This is a genomic window from Pseudomonas sp. SB113, from assembly GCF_040754745.1.
GTDB lineage: Bacteria > Pseudomonadota > Gammaproteobacteria > Pseudomonadales > Pseudomonadaceae > Aquipseudomonas > Aquipseudomonas grimontii.
In genome coordinates this window covers 68,941-89,985 of record NZ_JBFMHW010000024.1, presented here as the reverse complement: position 1 = coordinate 89,985, position 21,045 = coordinate 68,941, and the positions used below count along the sequence as shown (strand labels likewise).

At 53.4% G+C, this 21,045-nt stretch carries 19 protein-coding genes and 1 pseudogene; 6 read left to right on the top strand and 14 right to left on the bottom strand.

Annotation, left to right across the window (positions count from 1 at the left end):
• Positions 1-75: 75 nt before the first annotated feature.
• Together eat and AB1462_RS25525 are read left to right on the top strand one after the other, a co-directional pair.
• Positions 76-1,440: an ethanolamine permease gene (gene eat / locus AB1462_RS25530; RefSeq protein WP_053132546.1), complete on the top strand. Its 1,365-nt coding sequence runs from the start codon at positions 76-78 to the stop codon at positions 1,438-1,440.
• A 110-nt stretch (positions 1,441-1,550) separates the two neighbouring features.
• Positions 1,551-1,718 (top strand): DUF2897 family protein, encoded by a 168-nt coding sequence (locus tag AB1462_RS25525; protein WP_082143258.1) that lies wholly within the window; start codon positions 1,551-1,553, stop codon positions 1,716-1,718.
• 6 nt (positions 1,719-1,724) lie between these two features.
• Here the strand turns inward: AB1462_RS25525 and AB1462_RS25520 are convergent, their stop codons facing one another.
• A complete protein-coding gene (locus tag AB1462_RS25520; RefSeq protein WP_367248220.1) occupies positions 1,725-2,573 on the bottom strand; it encodes an urea carboxylase-associated family protein in 849 nt (282 codons plus the stop codon).
• Between the two features lie 15 nt (positions 2,574-2,588).
• Positions 2,589-3,233, bottom strand: coding sequence for a GntR family transcriptional regulator (locus tag AB1462_RS25515; RefSeq protein WP_090410102.1), 645 nt, complete (start codon positions 3,231-3,233; stop codon positions 2,589-2,591).
• A 131-nt stretch (positions 3,234-3,364) separates the two neighbouring features.
• On the opposite strand from AB1462_RS25515, the gene AB1462_RS25510 reads away from it, so the two are divergent.
• Positions 3,365-3,943, top strand: coding sequence for a TetR/AcrR family transcriptional regulator (locus tag AB1462_RS25510; protein WP_367248219.1), 579 nt, complete (start codon positions 3,365-3,367; stop codon positions 3,941-3,943).
• Between the two features lie 17 nt (positions 3,944-3,960).
• Here the strand turns inward: AB1462_RS25510 and AB1462_RS25505 are convergent, their stop codons facing one another.
• From AB1462_RS25505 to AB1462_RS25490, 4 genes are all read right to left on the bottom strand, one after another.
• Entirely contained in the window at positions 3,961-4,293 is a 333-nt protein-coding gene (locus AB1462_RS25505) for a ComEA family DNA-binding protein (RefSeq protein WP_090407389.1), read from the bottom strand.
• Positions 4,294-4,431: 138 nt separating this feature from the next.
• Positions 4,432-5,594 (bottom strand): IS3 family transposase gene (locus AB1462_RS25500; protein ID WP_367248218.1). Its coding sequence is split into 2 segments (ribosomal slippage): positions 4,432-5,339 and positions 5,339-5,594, totalling 1,164 coding nucleotides; the frame shifts between segments, so codons are not numbered across the junction.
• Positions 5,595-6,106: 512 nt separating this feature from the next.
• Positions 6,107-7,147 (bottom strand): acyltransferase family protein, encoded by a 1,041-nt coding sequence (locus AB1462_RS25495; RefSeq protein WP_367248217.1) that lies wholly within the window; start codon positions 7,145-7,147, stop codon positions 6,107-6,109.
• A gap of 454 nt (positions 7,148-7,601) precedes the next feature.
• Positions 7,602-9,139, bottom strand: a protein-coding gene (locus AB1462_RS25490; RefSeq protein ID WP_367248216.1) for an IS3 family transposase whose coding sequence is annotated in 2 segments (ribosomal slippage) — positions 7,602-8,503 and positions 8,503-9,139 — 1,539 coding nt in all. Because the reading frame shifts where the segments join, the coding sequence is not laid out codon by codon here.
• Positions 9,140-9,408: 269 nt separating this feature from the next.
• On the opposite strand from AB1462_RS25490, the pseudogene tnpB reads away from it, so the two are divergent.
• From tnpB to AB1462_RS25475, 3 genes and pseudogenes are all read left to right on the top strand, one after another.
• Positions 9,409-9,767, top strand: a pseudogene (gene tnpB, locus AB1462_RS25485) (IS66 family insertion sequence element accessory protein TnpB).
• Positions 9,768-9,785: 18 nt separating this feature from the next.
• Complete coding sequence (locus AB1462_RS25480; RefSeq protein ID WP_367248214.1) at positions 9,786-10,484, top strand: IS66 family transposase zinc-finger binding domain-containing protein; 699 nt, start codon at positions 9,786-9,788, stop codon at positions 10,482-10,484.
• Between the two features lie 48 nt (positions 10,485-10,532).
• Entirely contained in the window at positions 10,533-11,162 is a 630-nt protein-coding gene (locus AB1462_RS25475) for an IS66 family transposase (RefSeq protein WP_367248213.1), read from the top strand.
• A 179-nt stretch (positions 11,163-11,341) separates the two neighbouring features.
• On the opposite strand, the gene AB1462_RS25470 is transcribed toward AB1462_RS25475, so the two are convergent.
• From AB1462_RS25470 to AB1462_RS25435, 8 genes are all read right to left on the bottom strand, one after another.
• On the bottom strand, positions 11,342-13,336 hold the full coding sequence (locus AB1462_RS25470) for a polysaccharide biosynthesis protein (RefSeq protein WP_367248212.1): 1,995 nt from the start codon (positions 13,334-13,336) through the stop codon (positions 11,342-11,344).
• Between the two features lie 87 nt (positions 13,337-13,423).
• Entirely contained in the window at positions 13,424-14,464 is a 1,041-nt protein-coding gene (locus tag AB1462_RS25465) for a glycosyltransferase family 4 protein (RefSeq protein ID WP_367248210.1), read from the bottom strand.
• Positions 14,461-15,423, bottom strand: coding sequence for a UDP-glucose 4-epimerase family protein (locus tag AB1462_RS25460; RefSeq protein ID WP_367248209.1), 963 nt, complete (start codon positions 15,421-15,423; stop codon positions 14,461-14,463). Before AB1462_RS25460 ends, AB1462_RS25465 begins: the two co-directional genes overlap by 4 nt.
• On the bottom strand, positions 15,423-16,676 hold the full coding sequence (locus tag AB1462_RS25455) for a glycosyltransferase family 4 protein (protein ID WP_367248208.1): 1,254 nt from the start codon (positions 16,674-16,676) through the stop codon (positions 15,423-15,425). The genes AB1462_RS25460 and AB1462_RS25455 overlap by 1 nt, the downstream gene beginning before the upstream one ends.
• Positions 16,677-16,688: 12 nt before the next feature.
• Positions 16,689-17,819, bottom strand: coding sequence for a non-hydrolyzing UDP-N-acetylglucosamine 2-epimerase (gene wecB, locus AB1462_RS25450; protein WP_367248206.1), 1,131 nt, complete (start codon positions 17,817-17,819; stop codon positions 16,689-16,691).
• A 24-nt stretch (positions 17,820-17,843) separates the two neighbouring features.
• Positions 17,844-18,962, bottom strand: coding sequence for an NAD-dependent epimerase/dehydratase family protein (locus AB1462_RS25445; RefSeq protein WP_367248205.1), 1,119 nt, complete (start codon positions 18,960-18,962; stop codon positions 17,844-17,846).
• 3 nt (positions 18,963-18,965) lie between these two features.
• Complete coding sequence (locus AB1462_RS25440; RefSeq protein WP_367248204.1) at positions 18,966-20,000, bottom strand: polysaccharide biosynthesis protein; 1,035 nt, start codon at positions 19,998-20,000, stop codon at positions 18,966-18,968.
• Positions 20,001-20,262: 262 nt separating this feature from the next.
• Positions 20,263-21,045, bottom strand: a complete 783-nt coding sequence (locus AB1462_RS25435; RefSeq protein ID WP_367248203.1) for an AglZ/HisF2 family acetamidino modification protein — start codon at positions 21,043-21,045, stop codon at positions 20,263-20,265.

The following is a 21,045-nucleotide window of genomic DNA, read 5'->3' as shown; positions in this document are numbered from 1 at the left end:
CGACAATGATTCTCAGGCTGGCATGGCCGCTGCAACACCTTGAATCATTCCAAACCGTTCAGGGAGCGCAGCACGATGAACACACAACTCAAACCCACCTTGGGCACCCTGCATTTATGGGGCATTGCCGTCGGGCTGGTGATTTCCGGGGAATACTTCGGCTGGAGCTACGGCTGGGGCGTGGCCGGGACCTTGGGCTTCCTGGTGACCTCGTTGATGGTCGCCGCGATGTACACCTGCTTTATCTTCAGTTTCACCGAGCTGACTACCGCCATTCCTCACGCAGGCGGGCCGTTTGCGTACAGTCGTCGCGCCTTTGGTGAGAAAGGCGGCTTGATCGCGGGCCTCGCCACACTGATTGAGTTTGTCTTCGCTCCGCCTGCCATCGCCTTGGCTATCGGCGCCTATCTGAATGTGCAGTTCCCGGCCCTGGACCCCAAACACGCGGCCGTCGGTGCCTACATCGTCTTCATGGGCCTGAACATTCTTGGCGTGAAACTCGCTGCAACCTTCGAATTGGTGGTGTGCGTGCTCGCCGTCGCTGAATTGCTGGTGTTCATGGGGGTGGTCGCGCCCGCGTTCAGCTTCAGCAACTTTGCCTTGAATGGCTGGGCCGGTTCCGACACCTTCGGCGCCCCGGCGATTGCCGGGATGTTCGCGGCGATTCCGTTTGCCATCTGGTTCTTCCTGGCCATCGAAGGCGCGGCCATGGCGGCCGAAGAAGCGAAAGATCCGAAACGCACCATTCCAAAGGCCTACATCAGCGGCATCCTGACCCTGGTGATCCTGGCCATGGGCGTGATGTTCTTCGCCGGTGGCGTCGGCGACTGGCGCACCCTGTCGAACATCAACGATCCGCTGCCGCAGGCGATGAAAACCGTGGTGGGCGACAGCTCCGGCTGGCTGCACATGCTGGTGTGGATCGGCCTGTTCGGCCTGGTGGCGAGCTTCCACGGCATTATCCTGGGCTACTCGCGCCAGTTCTTCGCCCTGGCCCGCGCCGGTTACCTCCCATCTTTCCTCGCCAAATTGTCGCGCTTTCAGACACCACACCGGGCAATCATCGCTGGCGGCGTGGTCGGCATCGCCGCCATTTACAGCGACGGCCTGATCAACCTCGGTGGGATGACCCTGACCGCGGCGATGATCACCATGGCAGTGTTCGGCGCCATCGTGATGTACATCATGAGCATGCTCAGCCTGTTCAAACTGCGTAAGACCGAACCGCTGCTGGAACGTACCTTCCGCGCGCCGGGATACCCGATCGTGCCCGGCATTGCGTTGGTGCTGGCTGTGGTGTGCCTGGTGGCCATGGCGTGGTTCAACACGCTGATCGGGCTGATCTTCCTCGGCTTTATGGCTGTAGGTTTCATCTACTTCCAGATGACCGCGCAGGACCGTGCCGATGCACCGGCAGATGCAATGTTGACCGGGCTCTAAGGTTTTGAGGCGGAACAGGCCTACACTGAACTACTCAGAAAGCCTGTAACTCAAAGCAGTTATTACCGTGGGAAAAACCTCCCACGGCAATCTGCCTCAAGGAGAGCGTTATGCCGTGGTATGCGTGGTTGATTATGGTAGTTGCGATCGGGTCGATCGTTGGTGGACTGATGATGCTGCGTGACAGCGCCAACAAGGTGGAACTCACCGACGAACAACGCAAGCGCGTGGCCGAGCGCAACGCCCAGGCGGACTCCAAGGACGCGCAGGACCGCTAGGACCGTTTACTCCCAATCCGCCTTGGCAATCTGCAAACCGTGCTGCCCCTTATAGGCAGCACGCTCCGGCTGGCTCCAGCCGTTCAGCAACTCATCTTCCAACCGGTAAACCTCCACTCCCAGCGGACGGCACACCGTCAGCGGGTCCTGCGCATCCGGCCCCCACATCGGCAGCGACAAATCCCCGCCCGGGCACGTCGACAGCGCGCAGAGCAAATCAATCTCGGCAAAGAACTCCAGGTAATCGCCCTTCTGCGCCGGGCAGGCTTTCATGAAGTACATGTCGTCATGATTGAGGCCGGTGCACTGGAAAATATTCAACACGTCATGCACGTCGAATTCCGTCAGACCGTGGGGTAAAACCGCGCGGGTCAGGTTCGAGTGGCAATGGTGGTGGAAGTCCTCGCCCGTGAGCATGCGGTTCACATAAGGATCGCAGCGCGTGCCGAGCAGATCGTGCAGGCGGCCACCGTGCTCATCAATGCCGTAACTGGCCAGGCTGTCATCGGTGATGGTCACAAGGGGACGCAGAAACGGCAGGTTCGACCACAGCCGATCATGGGTGCTCACATGAGCGCCCTGCAGTTGGCGCGTGCGCGCCGCCCACAGGCGTTCACGGGGATCGTTGGCGTTCCACACGTTAAAGTCCCCCACCTGCGGGCCCACCGGCGTGGTGACACGAAACACATGCCCGGCGGGCACCTTCCACGCCCTGCCCGTACGAATCGGCACTTCAAACTGCTCGATCAGCGTGCGTTGATCCGCGTTGTTGCGAATCCGTTCATAGAACGCTGTATCGACCTGCAGCGCCGAGCCTTTGCTGACCTGATAAGCGGCCGGATAGTCTTTGTACATGATGCAGATCCTCGATCAGGGATGATTAAACAGGGCCAACGACAGGCGTTCCGAATCATCCAGGTACAGGCTCATCGCCTCCCCTGCCGCCGGTTTGTCCTGCTTGACCAGCAATTGATAAAGCTCACGATCACGCTCCAACCAGGGCGACTGGAACCGTTGTTCATCGGGCGCGGCACAGAACACCAGACGCAGTTGGGCGATGACCTGGGCGAAAAACTCATCGAACAAAGGGCTGCGCATCAACCCGACAATGTGCTGATGAAACAGCAAACTGTGGGTGGCCACGGCGCGCCAATCCTCGCGCTCACGGGCCAGGGTGGTGGCGTCGATAGCGTTTTGCATGCGTTCGGATTGATCGTGCGTCAAGGCGCTGCTTTGGGCGATGGCCTGCAGCTCCAGAGTGCGGCGGACTACAAACAGGTCGCAGACTTCCTCCCGCTCCAACCGCCGGACCATAACGCCCTTGTTGCGCACATAACGGGTCAACCCCTCCTGCCCCAGACGGTGCAACGCTTCGCGAATCGTATTACGCGACGCACTGTAGGCCCTGACCAGATCCACCTCGACCAATGCCATGCCCGGCAATAACCGCCCGCCAATAATGTCGGCACGCAGTTCCAGGGCAATCTGATCGGCTAAAGACAAACTGAGCGTCATGACCACCTCACGATTGTTGAACAATCTTCCGTCTAGACGTAATCACATTTCATGCCAACGCCCTAAACGCCGACGAAAGTGTAAAAAAGCTCAAGTTGGTTAAAATGCCAGCCTGCAACCGAGGCTGCCCTATGCGTTATTCACAAAACCACAAAGCCCAGACCCACCAACGCATCATCAAGGAAGCGTCTGCACGCTTTCGCCGCGACGGCATCGACGCCACCGGCCTGCAGCCACTGATGAAAGCGCTGAACCTGACCCACGGCGGCTTTTACGCGCATTTCAAATCCAAGGGCGAATTGGTCGAGACTGCCCTACAGGCGGCGGCTGCGGACCTGGATGCCCATTGCGACATGCTGTTCAGCCAGGAGCAGCCGCTGGGCGCGTTTATCGACAGTTACCTGTCGGAATGGCACCTGACCTCCCCGGACCAGGGCTGCCCGCTGCCAACGATGTGTTCAGAACTGGGGCTGAGAGGCCAACCCAGTGCGACAACGGACCAGGTGCTCGACGCAAGGCTCAAGCAAATAGAAACGGCATTGGGAGAGGGGCGTTGCGATGCAGACAGCCTGGTGATGATGTCGACACTGGTGGGCGCATTAGTACTGGCCAGGAGTGTTGAAGACCCTCAATCGGCGAGACGGATCATGGACGTCGTGCGCAAAAGCCTGAAAACGCAAAACCCGGAGGATAAAAAGGCCGATCAATGACCGGCCTCTCGGGGGGATCAGTTGATGGCCAGCCTATCGCGATTCTTCTCCAGCAACGCCTTGCCGATACCCTTCACTTCCAACAACTCATCCACCGCCGTGAACGGACCATTGCTTTCGCGATAAGCGACGATCGCCTTGGCTTTAGCGGCACCGATACCGAACAAGTCACGACGCAGCGTTTCGGCGTCGGCGGCATTCAGGTTGACCTTGGCGGATTGCTCGGCCTGGGTCATCTGGGCGGTGATAGGGGTTGGGGCTTCAGGTTTGATGGAGGGAGCTGCGGTGGTGGTGACGGAGAGGGTGGTGAGGAAGGCGAAGATTAGGGAGGTGAGGTAGGTGTTTTGCATTGTGACGCTCCATGACATTGATGAGGGAAAAGCAGCTTTTCCGAAGCTGCTTTTCTAAACTAGTCGATGACTGGAGGGAGTCAAAAATTGCTGAGTAACAGGGTGTGAAAACGGAGAGGGAGAGAGTGTCTGTAGTGGTCAACTAATCCCGGACACGACGTTAAGTTTTGCCTCGGCCCGCGCTGGAGCCAACCCATCGTTGAATTGATGAGGCCTAATCCAGTTGTAGCGATGCATCAAAAAATGGCTGATATCGCGCTGTGCTTCCTGCGCAGTTCGATAGCCCACGGTCGGTATCCATTCTGTTTTCAAGCTGCGAAATACGCGCTCCATCGGTGCGTTATCCCAGCAGTTTCCTCGTCGACTCATGCTCTGGCGCATGCGGTATCGCCACAACCGCTGGCGAAAGAGTCGGCTTGCATATTGCGATCCTTGGTCCGAGTGGAATAGCAGATCCGAAGGCCTGCCACGCTGCTCGTAGGCCATATCCAACGCTTTGATCACCAGCTCAGCGTCTGGCTTTTCCGACAGCGCCCAACCCACGATCCGACGCGTACAAAGATCCAAGACGACAGCCAGGTAATGCCACTTTCCTTGCGCCCAAATGTAGGTGATATCGCCGCACCAGACTTGATTGGGCGCTGGCACGTCGAACTCGCGGTTCAATGTGTTCGGGATATCCAGTCTTTCTACTGTTGCTCGTTTGTAGGCATGGGAGCCGGGTTGTTTGCTGACTAAATCAAGCTCGCGCATCAAGCTACGCACTTTGAATCGACCGAGTTGCTCACCGTCTTCACGCATCAGCGACAGAATGCTACGACTGCCCGCAGAGCTGCGACTTTGCGAGAACAGCTCACTGACGCGACTACGTAATCGAAGCCGTTCAACATCGGGCGTGCGGCGCCGCAGGCGCTGGGCGTAGTAACACGAGCGAGTGACGTCAAACACCTTGCACAGCCAATCAACCGGCTCATGGGCGCTCAACTGGTCAATCAGCGCGAACGCTCGTGATCTTCCGACATCAAGAGCGCGGTAGCCTTTTTTAGTATTGATTTCTCTCGCTCAAGCCGAGCAATCCGGGCTTCCAGCTCCTGAATTTTTTGCTGCTCCGACGTCAGTGCCTTGCTCTGCGGAGTGATGCCTTTATGTTCTTTCTGAATCTGGTCAACCCAGCGGCGCAATGCCGACTCACCAATGCCGAGTGAACGGCTGGCTTCGATGTAGCTGTAGTTTTGTTTGAGCACAAGGTCGGCAGCCTCACGCTTGAATTCAGGAGTAAAGGAGCGGCGTTGTTTGGTCATCTGACACCTCGATCTGGCGAGCATTCTCGCCTAAATGGGTGTCCGGTTTCATTAGACCACTACACACCCAACCGTATTGTGAGTGCACGACTTTTACCACCCTCAAAGCTGGCACTCGGTACTTCAAGCTCGAAGAGATCGATATGTAACACCCCGATTGTGTTGGAGTACCAACGCAAAAAGCCCTATAGCCTCGTAAATAAGGGCTAGGGCTTTTTGACATGTCGTGGTCATTCGTTCATTTGGCATTAAATGGCATTGGTTGGCGTCCGGTTTGCCCCATTTTTGCCCCACGGAATTTCATCGAACATCAACTCATACCTCCCACGCGCGAGCAGGTCAAAGCCTGCCCACCCTTGAAGACTAAGCAGTTGTTGCACTCAATCGCTCCAAAAAATCACTGACCTTTCTCTCTGCCACGCCCTGATTGCGTGTCAGCATTCTCAATGCTCGGCTCGATAAGACGAAGATAGATAGGCATAGAAATAACACCACATCGTTTACACGAAACTCTATCGCGCCGGCATCCTTTCTCTTATACCTGCAATGAAGCTCAGAGCCTTTGCCGAGACATGCTTATGATAATTCTCAGTAACCGACGCAATGATAAAAGCAATTATATTCGCGAGAACGAACGCTAGAAACAAACCAACCGCTCCTGAGGCCCCCATCTTATGCAACCAGTACAGCACAGTATAATGCGTCAAAAACAACGTAAAACTATAACCTGCCAATTTATTGAAACACCACGAAACTCTTGAATCAAAAGACACTTCACTGCCATTAAAATGAACAGCTATAAACAGCAAGCCAGATGAGAAAAGCAAACCGGCAAAAATATTATAAGCATCACACGTCAAAAAATAAATAATTATTGCAAACGACAGAGACGCCCAAGCAATATATCGGGAGTACTCATATTTCCTAATACGCTCAAAAACCAAAGATGCAACAGCCCCCGCCATCCAAATCAACTCTAGATGACCAGCTTCTCCTTTCGCATTGACCCTAAAAGTATAATAGCCACCAATCCCAATGCATATTGCCGAAAAAATCCAATTTTTTCGGAAAAACACAATTCCACCGAAAAGGATATATATCCACCACTCAAACATCAAACTCCATATCGGCCTCATTGTTCCGAACGGCATGGATGGGATAAGAAGTAAATTTTTGAAAAATGTGCTGAATGTTAAGTTAACCCCCAACTCAAAATCTGAAAATTGAAAAGAGAATAATAAATCCACCAAAAAAACAAAAATTAAACACGGAATAAGAGTTACATACACTCTCGACAACCTATCAACGTAATAACGCATATAGTCGCCGCCTTTATGCCTTATATTCGCCATTGCACTCCGACATATTAGAAACCCCGAAACAAAAAAGAACCCAACAACTGCAACTGACTGAATATAAGGGGCCTTGGATGGAAAAAAACCACCCCAATAGCCGAAAAAAAATCCAAACCCGTGACCTATAACTACTACTTGAGCCAATAAAAATCTCAAGCAGTCGAAATACGTAACACACCTAGAACTTAACGGACTCACAACCACCACCCTTCGAATGCAAGCAAGAGGTGCAGTCTATCAGCGGTTTTATTTTGAGCAACAGAAAAGAAAACTCATTGCTGTAAGGTAACCTTGAAGCCCGACGAGCTACGAGCACAACCTTTAATGCCCCCAGTGCCAGCAGCACTTATAAACTCGACCACAACGCCTTGCCCCTGAAACACAGCCCAACCTTCATGAGCCGCGTCGCCTAAACTTCAATCCCCCCGCTTTTATCTGAAAAACCTCCAGAGGTACACACATGAGCTTTACGCCTTTTGCTAGACCTCTATCAGCCCTTAATCGCTTACCGCTTTCATCCTTATTATCAACTTCAAACTTTGAGAAACTCCGCACTCGCCAAAAAATAGCCATTCTTTAAGTTTGATAAGCTTGGCTGTTGCCGCTGACCGAAAACTGACCCAGTGGGGATGCGGACAAAAAATTGGACTGGTTATGCCGCGAGGCCCAGTCTCTCACGATACTCAACGGGGCTGAGAGCGCCCAGGGAAATCTTGATTCGTTTCTCGTTGTACCAGCGAATGTACGAATCCAAGGCCTGAATGAACTGCTCGATGCTCGTTGACTGCCAGTTGCGAGGATAGAACAGCTCCGTTTTCAGTCGGCCGAAGAAACCTTCACAAGCCGCGTTGTCAGGTGAGCAGCCTTTGCGCGACATCGAACGAATCAGCTTCGCATCAGCGATGCGCGATAACCAGCCGGGCCAGCGGTAGTGAGCGCCACGATCGGAGTGAACAACAGGCCGTTTATCGTTGCTGACCACCGTTTCGACAGCGGCATCCAGCATCGTGTTCACAAGCTCGGCATCGGGACGCGTGCCGATCGACCAACTGATTACCTTCCCATCGAAGCAGTCGATCATGGGGGACAGGTACACCTTGTCGGCCGGGATCTGGAACTCCGAGATGTCGGTCAGCCATTTCTCATTCGGAGCTAGGGCCGTGAAGTCGCGGTTGAGGAGGTTTTCCGGCGCCGGACTGATCTCCCCGAGGTAGGAACCGTATCGACGCCGTTTCGGCTTGGCGACGACTAGGCACTCCTGCTTCATCAAGCGCTGCACCACCTTCTCTGAAAGGCGCACACGCTGCCTGCTCAACGAAGCTCGCATCCGACGGTAGCCATAGCAACGATGATTGCGCTCGAATATGTCCGCCATGGTACGACGCACTTCGGTGTACTTTTCCGCGACCTGCATTCGGGCTCGATGATAGAAATAGGAGCTTCGGGCCAAACCCAACGCGTCAAGCAGCTCTAGCAAGGAGTACCTCTGCCTTAGGGCATCAGCCAGCAATGTCTTCTCCCGATTGGTCAGGACTTGCCGGTTGATGCCCGTTTCTTTTTTATGAGTTCATTCGCCCTCATCAACAGGTCATGTTCAAGCTGCAAACGGCGAACATTGAGCTGGAGAGATTCGAGTTGCCGCTGCAACTCCTCTCGTTCCGGTGACGATGAGGTTTCAAGCTGACACTTCATGGATGGGGATGCCTCTGGGACGAGCAGCTGGTTTTTCCAGTTGTACAAGGTCGGCCTGCACACGCCCAGCTTTTGAGCCAGGGCTTTCGCACTTTCTTTTCGAGTGCACAGCGCGATGACCGCTGCCTGCTTCACTGCTGGCGGCCGGGCTAACCCGTCTGATCCACCGACAATACGCGTATGCAACTCGGGGTGCATTTCGTAAATCCAGGCACACAACGAATCCCGCGCGGGGTAGCCCAACACCTTGATGGTAGCGGCGATGTTGCGACCGTATTCGAGATAGTGCCCGACAGCCTTTTCCCTTTGGGCCAGTGAGTACTTCGACTTCGAGTTCTCGTAGCTACGCGGCAGGTCGAGGCATCGCTCATACTCTGCGTGCCAGCTCTTCAAAGAGTTCTTCGTCGGGAAGCCCAACTGACGAATAGTTGCCCCGATTCGCTTGCCCAGTTTGATGTAGAGCTTGAACGCTCGGATACGGTCTTCGTATGAATACATGAACTACCTCCAAGTAGTCCAAGATTTCCGCCGCATCCCCCAGGTATGACGCATCACATTCGTGAAGATCCGTGGCGATTCAAGTTTTCGCGGGGGATGCATAAAAAACCGGTCCTTGGTGGCCGGTTTTTTTAGGTTCTTCGCGGAATCCCGGGAAACACAGAAACAAGAACGCCGATTGATTGTAACCGATCTATCACCCACACATTCAAAGCCGCCCATTGAAGCCCGATGCTGCGCTCCCGATCTCTTTCTGGAGCCAGCACCTCATGATGCGTCCCGACGCCAAACTCGAAAAAGTTTACCTTTACCCCAAGTCCGTGGACTTCCGAAAATCCATCGACGGCCTGGCCGCCCTGGTCGAGCTGGATATCAAGGTGGCCGTCTTCAACCCGGTACTTTTCGTTTTTCTGAATCGCTCCCGCACCGGGTGAAAATCCTCTATTGGGAGCGCAACGGCTTCTGTCTTTGGCTCAAGCGCCTGGAATCCGAGCGTTTCAAAACCTCGCCCGACGTCACCGACGAAGCCATCGTATTGAGCGTCCAGGAACTGAACTGGTTGCTCGACGGTTTTGACCTTTGGCGCAACCGCCCTCATCAGGTTTTGACCCCACGCTACGTAGCCTGACCCGGTATAATCCGGGCCATGATTTCCCTGCCCGACGACCTTCCTGATGATCCTGTTTTGCTCAAGCAACTGCTGCTTGAGGCACTCAGTCGCCAGGAAGAAGTGGCCCAGGCTTATCAAACCCACATCGTCGACCTGAAAGAGCAGATCAAGTTGCTGCGCGACCGCTTGTTCGGGCGCAAGTCCAAACAGACTGTCGAGCCCAACACGCCGCAACTGGCGCTGTTCAACGAGCCCGAAAGCGAGCCGATGCCGCTCGTTGATGACCCTGACGAAGAAGCCGTTGCGCCGACGCCGCGCCGTGGCAAGCGCAAGCCGTTGTCGGCCGATCTGCCGCGTATCGAAATCATCCACGAACTGCCTGAACACGAACTGACCTGCGCCTGCGGTTGCCGCAAACACGCCATCGGCGAAGAAACCAGCGAACAACTGGACATCGTGCCGATGCAGATCCGTGTCATCAGGCACATCCGCAAGGTCTACGGTTGCCGGGGCTGTGAAACTGCACCGGTCACGGCTGACAAGCCTGCTCAGTTGATCGAAAAGAGTATGGCCAGTCCCAGCGTGCTGGCGATGCTGCTGACTACCAAATACGTGGACGGTTTGCCGCTTTACCGTTTCGAAAAAGTGCTGGGCCGCCATGGTATCGACATCCCGCGCCAGACCTTGGCCCGTTGGGGGTTATCCAGTGCGGCGAACACTTCCAGCCACTGCTGAATTTGATGCGCGACCGCTTGCTGGAAAGCCAGCTATCGCGGCTATGTGATGACCGATGATTACGCCGGCTATAACGCCCTGGCGTTGCAGCCGGGCGTGGAGCGACTGGCATGCATGGCGCATGCACGCCGCAAGTTCGTGGATGCGCAAAAAGTGCAGCCTAAGGGTAAAACCGGGAGGGCTGATATCGCGCTGACGATGATCAACAAACTGTACAGCATCGAACGCGAATCCAAAGACGCCAGCGACGAACAACGGTTTATCGCTCGTCAGGAAAAGAGTTTGCCGATCCTGGCCCAACTGAAAAGCTGGCTGGCTAAGACCCAATCCCAAGTGACGCCGCAAAGCGCATTAGGCAAGGCTGTGCACTATCTGGCGAATAATTGGAACCGACTGGAGCGCTATGTCGAAGCGGGTTATTTACCCGTCGACAACAACGCCGCTGAAAGAGCGATCAAGCCGTTTGTGATCGGACGCAAAGCTTGGTTGTTCAGTGATACCGTCAACGGCGCCGCCGCCAGCGCAAAGATTTACAGCTTGGTCGAGACCGCCAAGGTCAACGGCCAGGAGCCCTATACGTGGCTGCGCCACGTACTGGAGCGGTTGCCATATGCCTCGACGGTCGAAGACTACGAAGCCTTGCTGCCGTGGAACTGCTCACCGGAGAAGCCACGGTAAACCGTTGACCCACCTTGGGATAGGTGGGGTTTATGGATCGCTTACGTTGCATCAGGTCCAATAGTTCATCTACCAGCTTGACAAGAGTGCCGTCCGGCTCGCTTGCGGGGATCAACATTACGAAAAAATATAAGCCAACCTCTAGGTAATTAATCGACTGAACGATATGCCTTTATGCCTCATGGCTCGAGACGGCGCTGCTGGTAGATCCAATCGACAATTTCACCTTCAGGGGAGTAGCCGCTCACCGTCTCGCGTAGAAGTTGCCGTACACGCGTGTAATCATCTAGCTCAACAGCATCCAATATTTCGGCCAGCCTGTCTTTCAGTACGTCCCACGATAAGTGATCCTCGTTAGCGCTCATGATCATGGGGTGCCGCGTAGCGGCCACGTTGTCTCCAATCAGTAATTCTTCATAAAGCTTCTCGCCAGGTCGCAGACCCGAGAACTCAATTGCGATATCACCGTAAGGGTTTTTGTCTGAACGAATACTCAAGCCTGACAGATGGATCATTTTCTCCGCCAACTCAACAATTTTTACTGGTTCTCCCATGTCCAGCACGAACACATCACCGCCCCGTCCCATCGAGCCAGCCTGAATAACCAGTTGAGCGGCCTCTGGGATAGTCATGAAATAACGCGTTATTTTCGGATGCGTGACGGTAAGGGGACCACCCGATTTTATCTGCTTGTGGAATAGCGGAATTACGGACCCCGAAGAGCCCAGGACATTACCAAAGCGAACCATGGTAAAACGCGTCTTATTGACTCGCGACACATTAGACTTATCACCAAAAAGCACGGGGGCCAACTCGCGACTTAAGGCTTGCAACGTCAGCTCCGCCAAGCGCTTGGTGCTGCCCATTACATTAGTCGGACGTACTGCTTTGTCGGTAGAAATCAATACAAAGTTAGAGACACCGGCCTGAAGTGCCGCTTGAGCAGTATGTAGCGTGCCAATCGTATTATTCAATATACCTTCGGCAATGTTGTGTTCGACCATCGGGACATGCTTGTACGCGGCGGCGTGGTATACCGTATCTACTTTCCAATTCTTCATAACGCCCATTAGTTTGGGCTCATTACGGACAGAACCTAGAATCGGAAGCAACTTAATAGGCAAGGACTCACGGATGATTCGCCGCTCGAGCTCAGAGAGGATACTGTAAAGATTAAACTCACTATGCTCATACAACAGTAACGTGGTTGGACGCAGCGACATAATCTGCCGACAAAGCTCAGAGCCGATAGAGCCACCCGCCCCCGTCACCAATACGCTCTGCCCCTTGATACAATGCTCCAGAAGCTCCGCTTGCGCCGGAACAGGGTCGCGCCCCAATAGGTCAGCAACGTCGACCTCTTGAATATCGTCTACTTTAACTCGGCCGCTGGCCAAGTCCATAAAGCCGGGGACACTTCGTACATGCAGCGGAAAGCTCTCCAGAAACCCGAGAATTTCACGCCGGCGACTCCTGTTGGAAGAGGGAATCGCAAGTAAAATCTCTTGAGCTCCCGTGGCATCGATCATGCGTTGAATATGCCTTGGCTTGTAAACTTGGAGACCAGAGATCACACGCTCGGCGATGCTGCCATCGTCATCGATAAAAGCAACCGGCCGCATTAAACGGCCCATACGCAAAGCAGCCACCAATTGGTTACCCGCCGCTCCTGCACCGTAGATGGCTACCCGGGGCAAACTGTCTTCACGATTGGTGAAAGGAACGTGCTGTGAAGCGGAAAACCAGTCGCCTAGGAAATACTGGCGCATCGCTAATCTCAGCCCACCCACCATAATCAGGCTTAGCCACCAGTAGTTGAAGACGATGGAACGCGGAACGACATTCTGATGGTTGCTGTACCAGTAAACGACCACCCCGAGAATCAACGAAGAAAGGCTAACGGCCTTGATAATGGCAATAAGCGCGTCATTACCAAAGTAACGCATCACCGCGCGATACATTCCAAACCGGACAAAGAGAGGGATAGCAACGACGGGGGCAGCTATGAACAGCCATATGTGGTCCATGAACGGATTGACCATGTCATCGATGCCCAGTCGCACGATGAATGCGAGCCATAACGCGGCCCAGACGACAATCACATCCGTAGTAACCTGGATCAAGCGTTTTTTACGGCGTGGTAGTCCTAACAATAATGTTCGTAATGTGTCCATGGTCCCTTCGCCTATCACTAGCTGCTCCTACAGTTCATTACTTTCAGGCCATTCTACTTCTATCGTCAAACTCTGGCTTGCTATTAGTCAGCTTTCACCGTTGACCACAGTGACGTTACTTTCTAGGGCTCCAGCATGAAACTTGACGGCCAACACGACTAACGGTGCGTAGGCAACTGCTGTTGCCAATGCGCCGTCCACCCCCCACAAGACAACGCACAACGCGACGGGTAGCAACCAGAAGAAGTTAAGCGCTGCGACTGCCAGCGTTACCGGCATATGCCGCCTATAGCGCCTGGAAGCGAATTGGTAGGCATGGCTGCGATGAGCCTCGTAAACCTTATCCCCGCGCGCGCACCTGCGAGCCAGTGTGAACGTGGCGTCAACGATGAATACACCCAGCAGAATCAACCAGCACCACAAAAACTCCGGGGACGCCCAAGCTGCTTGAATTGACAAAACACCCAAGACAACTCCCAGAAATCCACTGCCTGCGTCTCCCATAAAGATTCGAGCAGGAGGAAAATTCCAGAAGAGAAACCCGGCGACGGCCATCGCCAGGCAAATCGGAAGCAGCATCAGGCTTTCGAAGCCACTTACCCAATAGATCAGACAGGCGCTCAAGCACGCGCAAATGGCCTCAACGCTGGCAATCCCATCGATACCATCCATGAAATTATAAAGATTCAACATCCAGACCAGATAAAAGGCAGCAAGGACAGCGCCCGCCCAGCCTAGATCGACAGTCATGCCAGCGACCGTTAAGGGGGGTAGCCCCTCCAACCAAAACAATGCCCAGGCAGAAGCGACGAAGTGCCCGAGCAGACGCCAACGTGCGGCAATGTGACCATGATCGTCCATGAAACCAATAATGGCTATCAGTGCTCCTGCTCCCCCTACGGCGATCAATGCACCCAAAGAAACAATGTGGCTCCACCCCAACAACGGCAATGTCAACAAGAACGCCAATACGATGGCGACACCACCTCCCCGTGGAGTGGGAATTGAATGAGAGCTTCGGGCATTTGGAATATCGATAATACTGCGCGCGAGCGCATAACGTCGTAGACCTGCAGTCAGCACAAAAGACACTAGAGCAACGACAACAATCAACCACCAAGAAGTCATCGCTTCTCATGCTCCATGAAATGTTTCGCAGTAGCGTCCAGCGCATTGTCCACCGCCACTGGTGGAGCCCACTGCAACAATGAACGGGTTTTGCCGATATCCACCGTCAAGGAGCCACACAGTCGCTGGGACAGTGATCGTTTGCCGAGCGTATTGGCCACTGTAGTTAGCACCCAGGCCGGCACCGGTAGAAGCCGCGCCGACGTGCCCAAGCTCATGGCCATACGGCGCAATAGCTGAGTAGTCGAGAGGTCTTCACCATCACTGACCAAAAATGTCTGGTTAGCCGCTTGAGGATGTGCAAGCGTTGTGATGATCAAGTCGACCAGATTATCCAGTGCCACCAGGCTACGACTGTTGTGTATAGAGCCAAATGGCAGCGGGATACCTTTGTCCAGCCAACGCATCATATTCAGAAAGTTAGCCTTCACCCCTGGACCATATATCAATACCGGACGAATGATCACCACTTCCATTGCAGCCTGGCTCGCCAACTCCCTCAAGCCCTGCTCCGCCTCCATCTTGGAAACACCGTAAGGGTCGCGTGGATCAGGGCGGCTATCCGCGGTGTAAGGCTTACCTAGCTGGGTGCCCTCACCATTAACCTTAATGGAACTGATGAAGATAAAGCGTCGAACACCTGCTTCGGCGGCTTGCCGGGCCAGATGCAGCGTGCCGTCTACGTTGACCTTGCGAAAAGCGGCCAACGGATCGGTTTCAGTATCATTCATCACATGCACACGAGAAGCGCAATGAATCACCGCATCGACGCCAGTGAGGTGCTGGCGCCACTCGGTTTGTTCAAACGACTCAAAGCCAACGGTATGCACACCGTCTTCACTCAGATCTGAACCACTGCGCACAGATGCCTTCACGGAAGCCCCGTCAAGCATCAAGCGCAGCATCACGGCATTGCCAACAAAACCGGTCGCGCCGGTCAAAAAAACAGATTGCGACATTACTTACGTCCTTTACGTAACGTTGCACCGCGAAACAGCTGTTCCAAGCGAGCCAACAACGTAGGCTTTGAATAGTGTTCCAAATAATATTCACGGCCGGCAGCGCCCATACGCTCCAGTTGCTTCGCGCTCATAGTCGCCAACTCGAGTGTTATTCGTGTAAGCGCCGCGGCATCACCCGACGGGCACGACAAACCGGACCCTGATTCGTTAATAACACGTGCCGCTTCACCATTGATCATGCCGAGAATGGGCTTACCGGAGGCTAGGTAGGCCTGCACCTTGCCTGGAATGGTTTTCTCGAAAACATCGTTCGTCTTCAAAGAAACCAACAGCGCATCCGCAGACGCAAACAAGGCAGGCATGTCCTCAAGCGGGTGGCGGCCCAACAGCAAGACATTGTCCAACTGATGGGATTTCACTTTGGTTGCAAGCCAATCACTCATGCGCCCATCACCTACGATGACCCAGCGTACAGCGACCTTGCCCTTCAGCGCCCTTGCAGCCTCGATAACCGCAGGAAAATCCTGCGCCTCACCCAAGTTGCCCGCGAACAATACGGTAAACAGCTGATCGTCACGTGCCAGCAGTGATGACGTAGGAGACGTTACACCGGAAAAATCATCTTCGGCCCAACTCGGAAAGTAAACCAGACGCTCGGGAGCAATGTCCTTGGTGCAATAGCGCTTCACGTTGTCGAGAAAACCGTGGGATTGAAGCAGAAGGTAGTCCGCACGATTGTAAATCCAAGACACCATCTTCCCTACAACAGCAAGCAGGCTGGGGTGACGTAACACTCCGACAGCTCTAAGGGTTTCGGGCCATAAATCCAGCACCCAAATGAACACCGGAGCTTTTTTCATCCGCCCGATCAACAAGGCGGGTATGGCCACCATAACGGGAGACACCGCATAAACAAAAACCGCGTCGTATTTTTCTGCGCGCAACTTCCATGCACCGATGGTTGAGGCCGCAGTAAAAAAAGACAGGTAGTTCATTATCAGGCTGATACTTCGTTTGCCACGGGGGACCAACGGGACACGCACAATCTTTGCGCCTGAGTACGCCATGAAGCTCTCTGGATCTACGCTATAGCGAGCGTCGACAGCGCCTTCAGGGTAGTTTGGCAGCCCTGTCAGGACGGTCACGGAATGGCCTCTTTCAGACAAGTCTCGAACAAGATCGTTGATGCGCATATTTTCTGGCCAGAAATATTGCGTCACCACCAGAATACTCAGTTTGTTATCAGGCATTGAATAAACTCATCAGTAGCGTTTCCAGACAATCCGGTTCACATAGTCCGTATAGCTATGGATGATCCTGGCAACTTTCTCTGACACATTAGGCATGCTGTAATCACCCACCAGTCGCAATGTGCGATTATCCCCCGAACCCTGGCTTTCCAAGATATTGAGGCCTTGAAGAACACGATCGACCTCAAGCCCAACCATCATGACCGCAGCCTCTTCCATCCCCTCGGGACGCTCATGTGCCTCGCGAATATTCAATGCGGAGAAGTTCAAGATAGAGGACTCTTCGTTGATAGTGCCGCTGTCGGACAATACCGCTTTGGCCGAAAGTTGCAGTTTGTTGTAATCTTTGAATCCAAGCGGCTTGAGTAGCTGAACATTTTTATGGAAAGAAATACCCATCGCATCCACGCGTTTTTGCGTCCGTGGGTGGGTTGAGACAATGATGGGTAAATCATAATGAGCGGCAACGGTGTTGAGCACGTCGACCAGCTTGAGGAAATTCTTGTCAGAGTCGATATTTTCCTCACGATGCGCACTGCAGACAAAAAACTTGCCTTGCAGCAAGCTCAGTCGCTCCAGGACGTCTGATTCTTCGATGCCGGCACGATAATGATTGAGCACCTCAAACATCGGACTGCCTGTCTTGATAACCATGTCCGGGGACAGCCCTTCGCGCAGCAGGTAGTCACGTGCAATGGTGCTATAGGTCAGATTTATATCCGCAGTATGGTCAACAATACGGCGGTTGATTTCTTCGGGAACTCGCATATCAAAGCAACGATTGCCCGCTTCCATATGGAACGTAGGGATCTTGCGACGTTTGGCGGGAATCACAGCCATACAACTATTGGTGTCTCCCAGCACGAGCAGCGCTTCAGGTTGGACTTCTGCCAACACACCGTCGACGGCAATAATCACATTACCAATGGTCTGTGCGCCACTCACCCCTGCAGCATTAAGAAAGTAATCCGGCTTGCGAATGCCCAGGTCCTGAAAGAAGATTTCATTGAGTTCATAGTCGTAGTTCTGGCCCGTATGGACCAATACGTGATCACAATGTCTGTCCAGCGAATCTATGACTCGCGACAAACGAATGATCTCTGGCCGAGTCCCCACGACAGTTACAACTTTCATTTTTTTCATGACTGCCTCAACTTGAGCGTATATTTAGGCTTCAGTGCCCACGGGCAGCGCGTAAGTGTCCGGGTGCTCGCGGTCAAATATTTCATTGGCCCACAACATGACGATCATTTCGTCATTTCCGACGTTTGTAATATCGTGAGTCCAGCCGGGTACGGTTTCCACAATCTGTGGTGTGTCTCCGGAAGTGAACAGCTCGTAAAACTCACCCGATACGATATGCCGAAAACGGAAACACGCTTGCCCCTTGATCACTAAAAACTTTTCGGTCTTTGAGTGATGATAATGACCTCCCCGAGTGATTCCCGGGTACGCAGTGAAGTAAGAGAACTGCCCGGCGTCACGCGTCTTGAGCATTTCCACGAATACGCCCCGCGGATCCCCATACTTGGGAACCTCGTAGGTAAAGCGCTCGGGCGGCACATAGCTCAGATAGGTTGAATAGAGCGCTCTCACTAGCCCGGTGCCGACGGCTTCTGTAACCAGTGTCTCGCGGCTGTCACGAAACGCAGCCAACTGCGTCGCAAGTGCCCCCACCGTTATTTCATAGGTGGGCTGAACCACAACAAAAGGATCTCCAGACAGTTTTCCGTCCATTACTGCAATAAAGTGAGCGATGACATCGTCGATGTAAACCAACGTGACAGCAGCGTCTGGGTTATTAATCTGGATGGGAAGACCACAGGCGATATTATTGCAGAATGTTGCGACGGCAGAGTTGTAGTTAGGACGAGCCCACTTACCGAACACATTTGGCAGACGGAAGATATGCACCGGCACTCCGTGCTCCGCCGATAATTCCGCCAACACTTGCTCCGCGCCCAGCTTGCTCGCGCCGTAGACATTGTCCAACTGAGCTTGAGTGGACGACGTATAAAGCACCGGGATCTCTCTACCACTGGCGACAATACCGTCACAGACTGCGCGGGTGAGGTCCGTATTACCGGTCTTGAACTCATCAGGGCTCTGTGGGCGATTGACACCTGCAAGGTGAAACACAAAATCGACCTGCCGGAGCATCACTTCCAGAGAAGAAACGCTGTCACCCCGAGAGAAATTAACAACCTCAATATCGTGGCGTTCGCGCAGATGAGCGCTGAGATTCCTGGCGACGAAACCCTGAGCGCCCGTGATCAGTACCTTCATCACTTACTCCTCCGGGGTGTCAGCTTCGCCACGCTGGATTGCGCGCATGAACTCCAACTTGAGCAGCAACTCTTTCATTCCTTCAACATCCAATCGCTCTGTGTTATGAGAGTTGTAATCTTCCATTGTCGAGATTCTTTCCTCGCCCTGCTCCACAAATTTTCCGTAGTTCAAATCACGTAAATCCGGTGGAATACGGAAATAGTCGCCATGGTCCTCGGCACACGCCATTTCCTCGCGGCTCAAGAGTGCCTCGTATAATTTCTCGCCGTGACGGGTCCCAATGATATTGATAGGGTGTTCCGGCTGCCCCATCATGGATGTCAATGCGCGCGCGAGCACTTCGACAGTTGCAGCAGGTGCCTTCTGCACAAAAAGGTCACCGTTTTTTCCGTGCTCAAAAGCGTAAAGTACAAGATCAACCGCATCCGCCAATGTCATCATAAAACGAGTCATGTTAGGATCGGTGATCGACAGCGCTTTACCCGCGCGAATCTGATCAATGAACAGGGGTATTACCGAACCGCGGGATGCCATGACATTACCATAGCGAGTCCCACAAATGATCGTTTTGGATTCGTCAACATTGCGTGACTTGGCCACCATGACTTTTTCCATCATGGCTTTTGAAATACCCATCGCATTAATCGGGTAAACGGCCTTATCGGTGCTCAAGCAAACCACCCGCTTGATTTCATTTTGAATGGCGGCTTCCAACACGTTATCGGTGCCTATAACGTTGGTTTTGACAGCTTCCATCGGGTGAAACTCACACGAAGGAACTTGCTTGAGCGCTGCCGCGTGAAAAATATAATCAATCCCACGGGTAGCGTTCAGCACACTTTGATAATCGCGCACATCACCGATATAAAACTTTAACTTCGGATTGTGGTATCGCTTGCGCATGTCATCTTGTTTTTTTTCATCACGGCTGAAAATTCGAATCTCTGCAATATTCGTCGCCAGGAATCTATTCAGGACTGCATTGCCGAAGGAGCCGGTACCGCCTGATATGAGAAGTTTTTTTCCATTAAACATAATTCACCTAAACCTTTATATGAAATCTAAATCAGTCAGAGCACGACTCACAAAAAAGCATTGACTTCGCGGGCAACTAAAGAGCCCCTAGAGACTAATCAGACTTCAATCCTCACCGCGTCACAGCCTCATCGCTCACCTGCAGCCTTCAGAGAGCAAAGCGCAACGCAAGCGAGGATTATACCACTTCGCCCACCTGCGCTTTTCAACATGTCCAGGAAGGCGCGAGGCGAAGCTCTATACGCCAAGGCCGAGCTGAAAATCAGTCTGATTTCAAAGCACCTATCACCAGTGCATCTTTTTGCGCTGCACTCGGGTAACTGATCAACACTGCGCGGTATGGACCTTTGAATACGAAAAAACTACCCGCCGCGACGCCAACCACACCACAGGCAGAAATCACTTCGCCGATATGCTCCAGCGAGCCACCACCTCCCAAAATGGTAACGGGAATGCTCACCGCCTTGCGTAGCTCAACAGCCAATTCAAGGTCGTAACCCTTCATTCGACCGTCATTATCGATGGAATTAATAACAATCTCACCCGCCCCGAACTTTTCCATCTCGACGGCGACATCCAATACGCTGCGTTTGGTATTTCGCTTGCCGTTATGTGTCCAGACATCCTGCTGTTTGCCGAGCAGTCGCCTCTTGTGATCCAACACGACAACGACACTTTGCCGACCGATTTCATCGGCAATGCGGGTAACCAGCTGTGGGTTCGCCAGTGCCGCCGAGCTGATGGCGACCTTTTCCACGCCCAACGCAATAATTTTTCGAGCCTGTTCCGGCGTACTGATACCGCCGCCATAGCACAAGGGCATACGGCATTCTGCCGCCAAATTCGCGATCTGCTTATAGTTGGGTTCTTTCCCGTTAACTGTCGCATCGATATCAACAACGATCAGCTCATCGGCTTCTTTTTCATTGAAAATCTTCACAGCATTGATCGGATCCCCCACATACTTGGGATCTTTGAAACGCACGGTTTTTACCAGGCCACTGTCCTGGATCAACAAACAAGGAATTACTCTAGGTCTCAACAT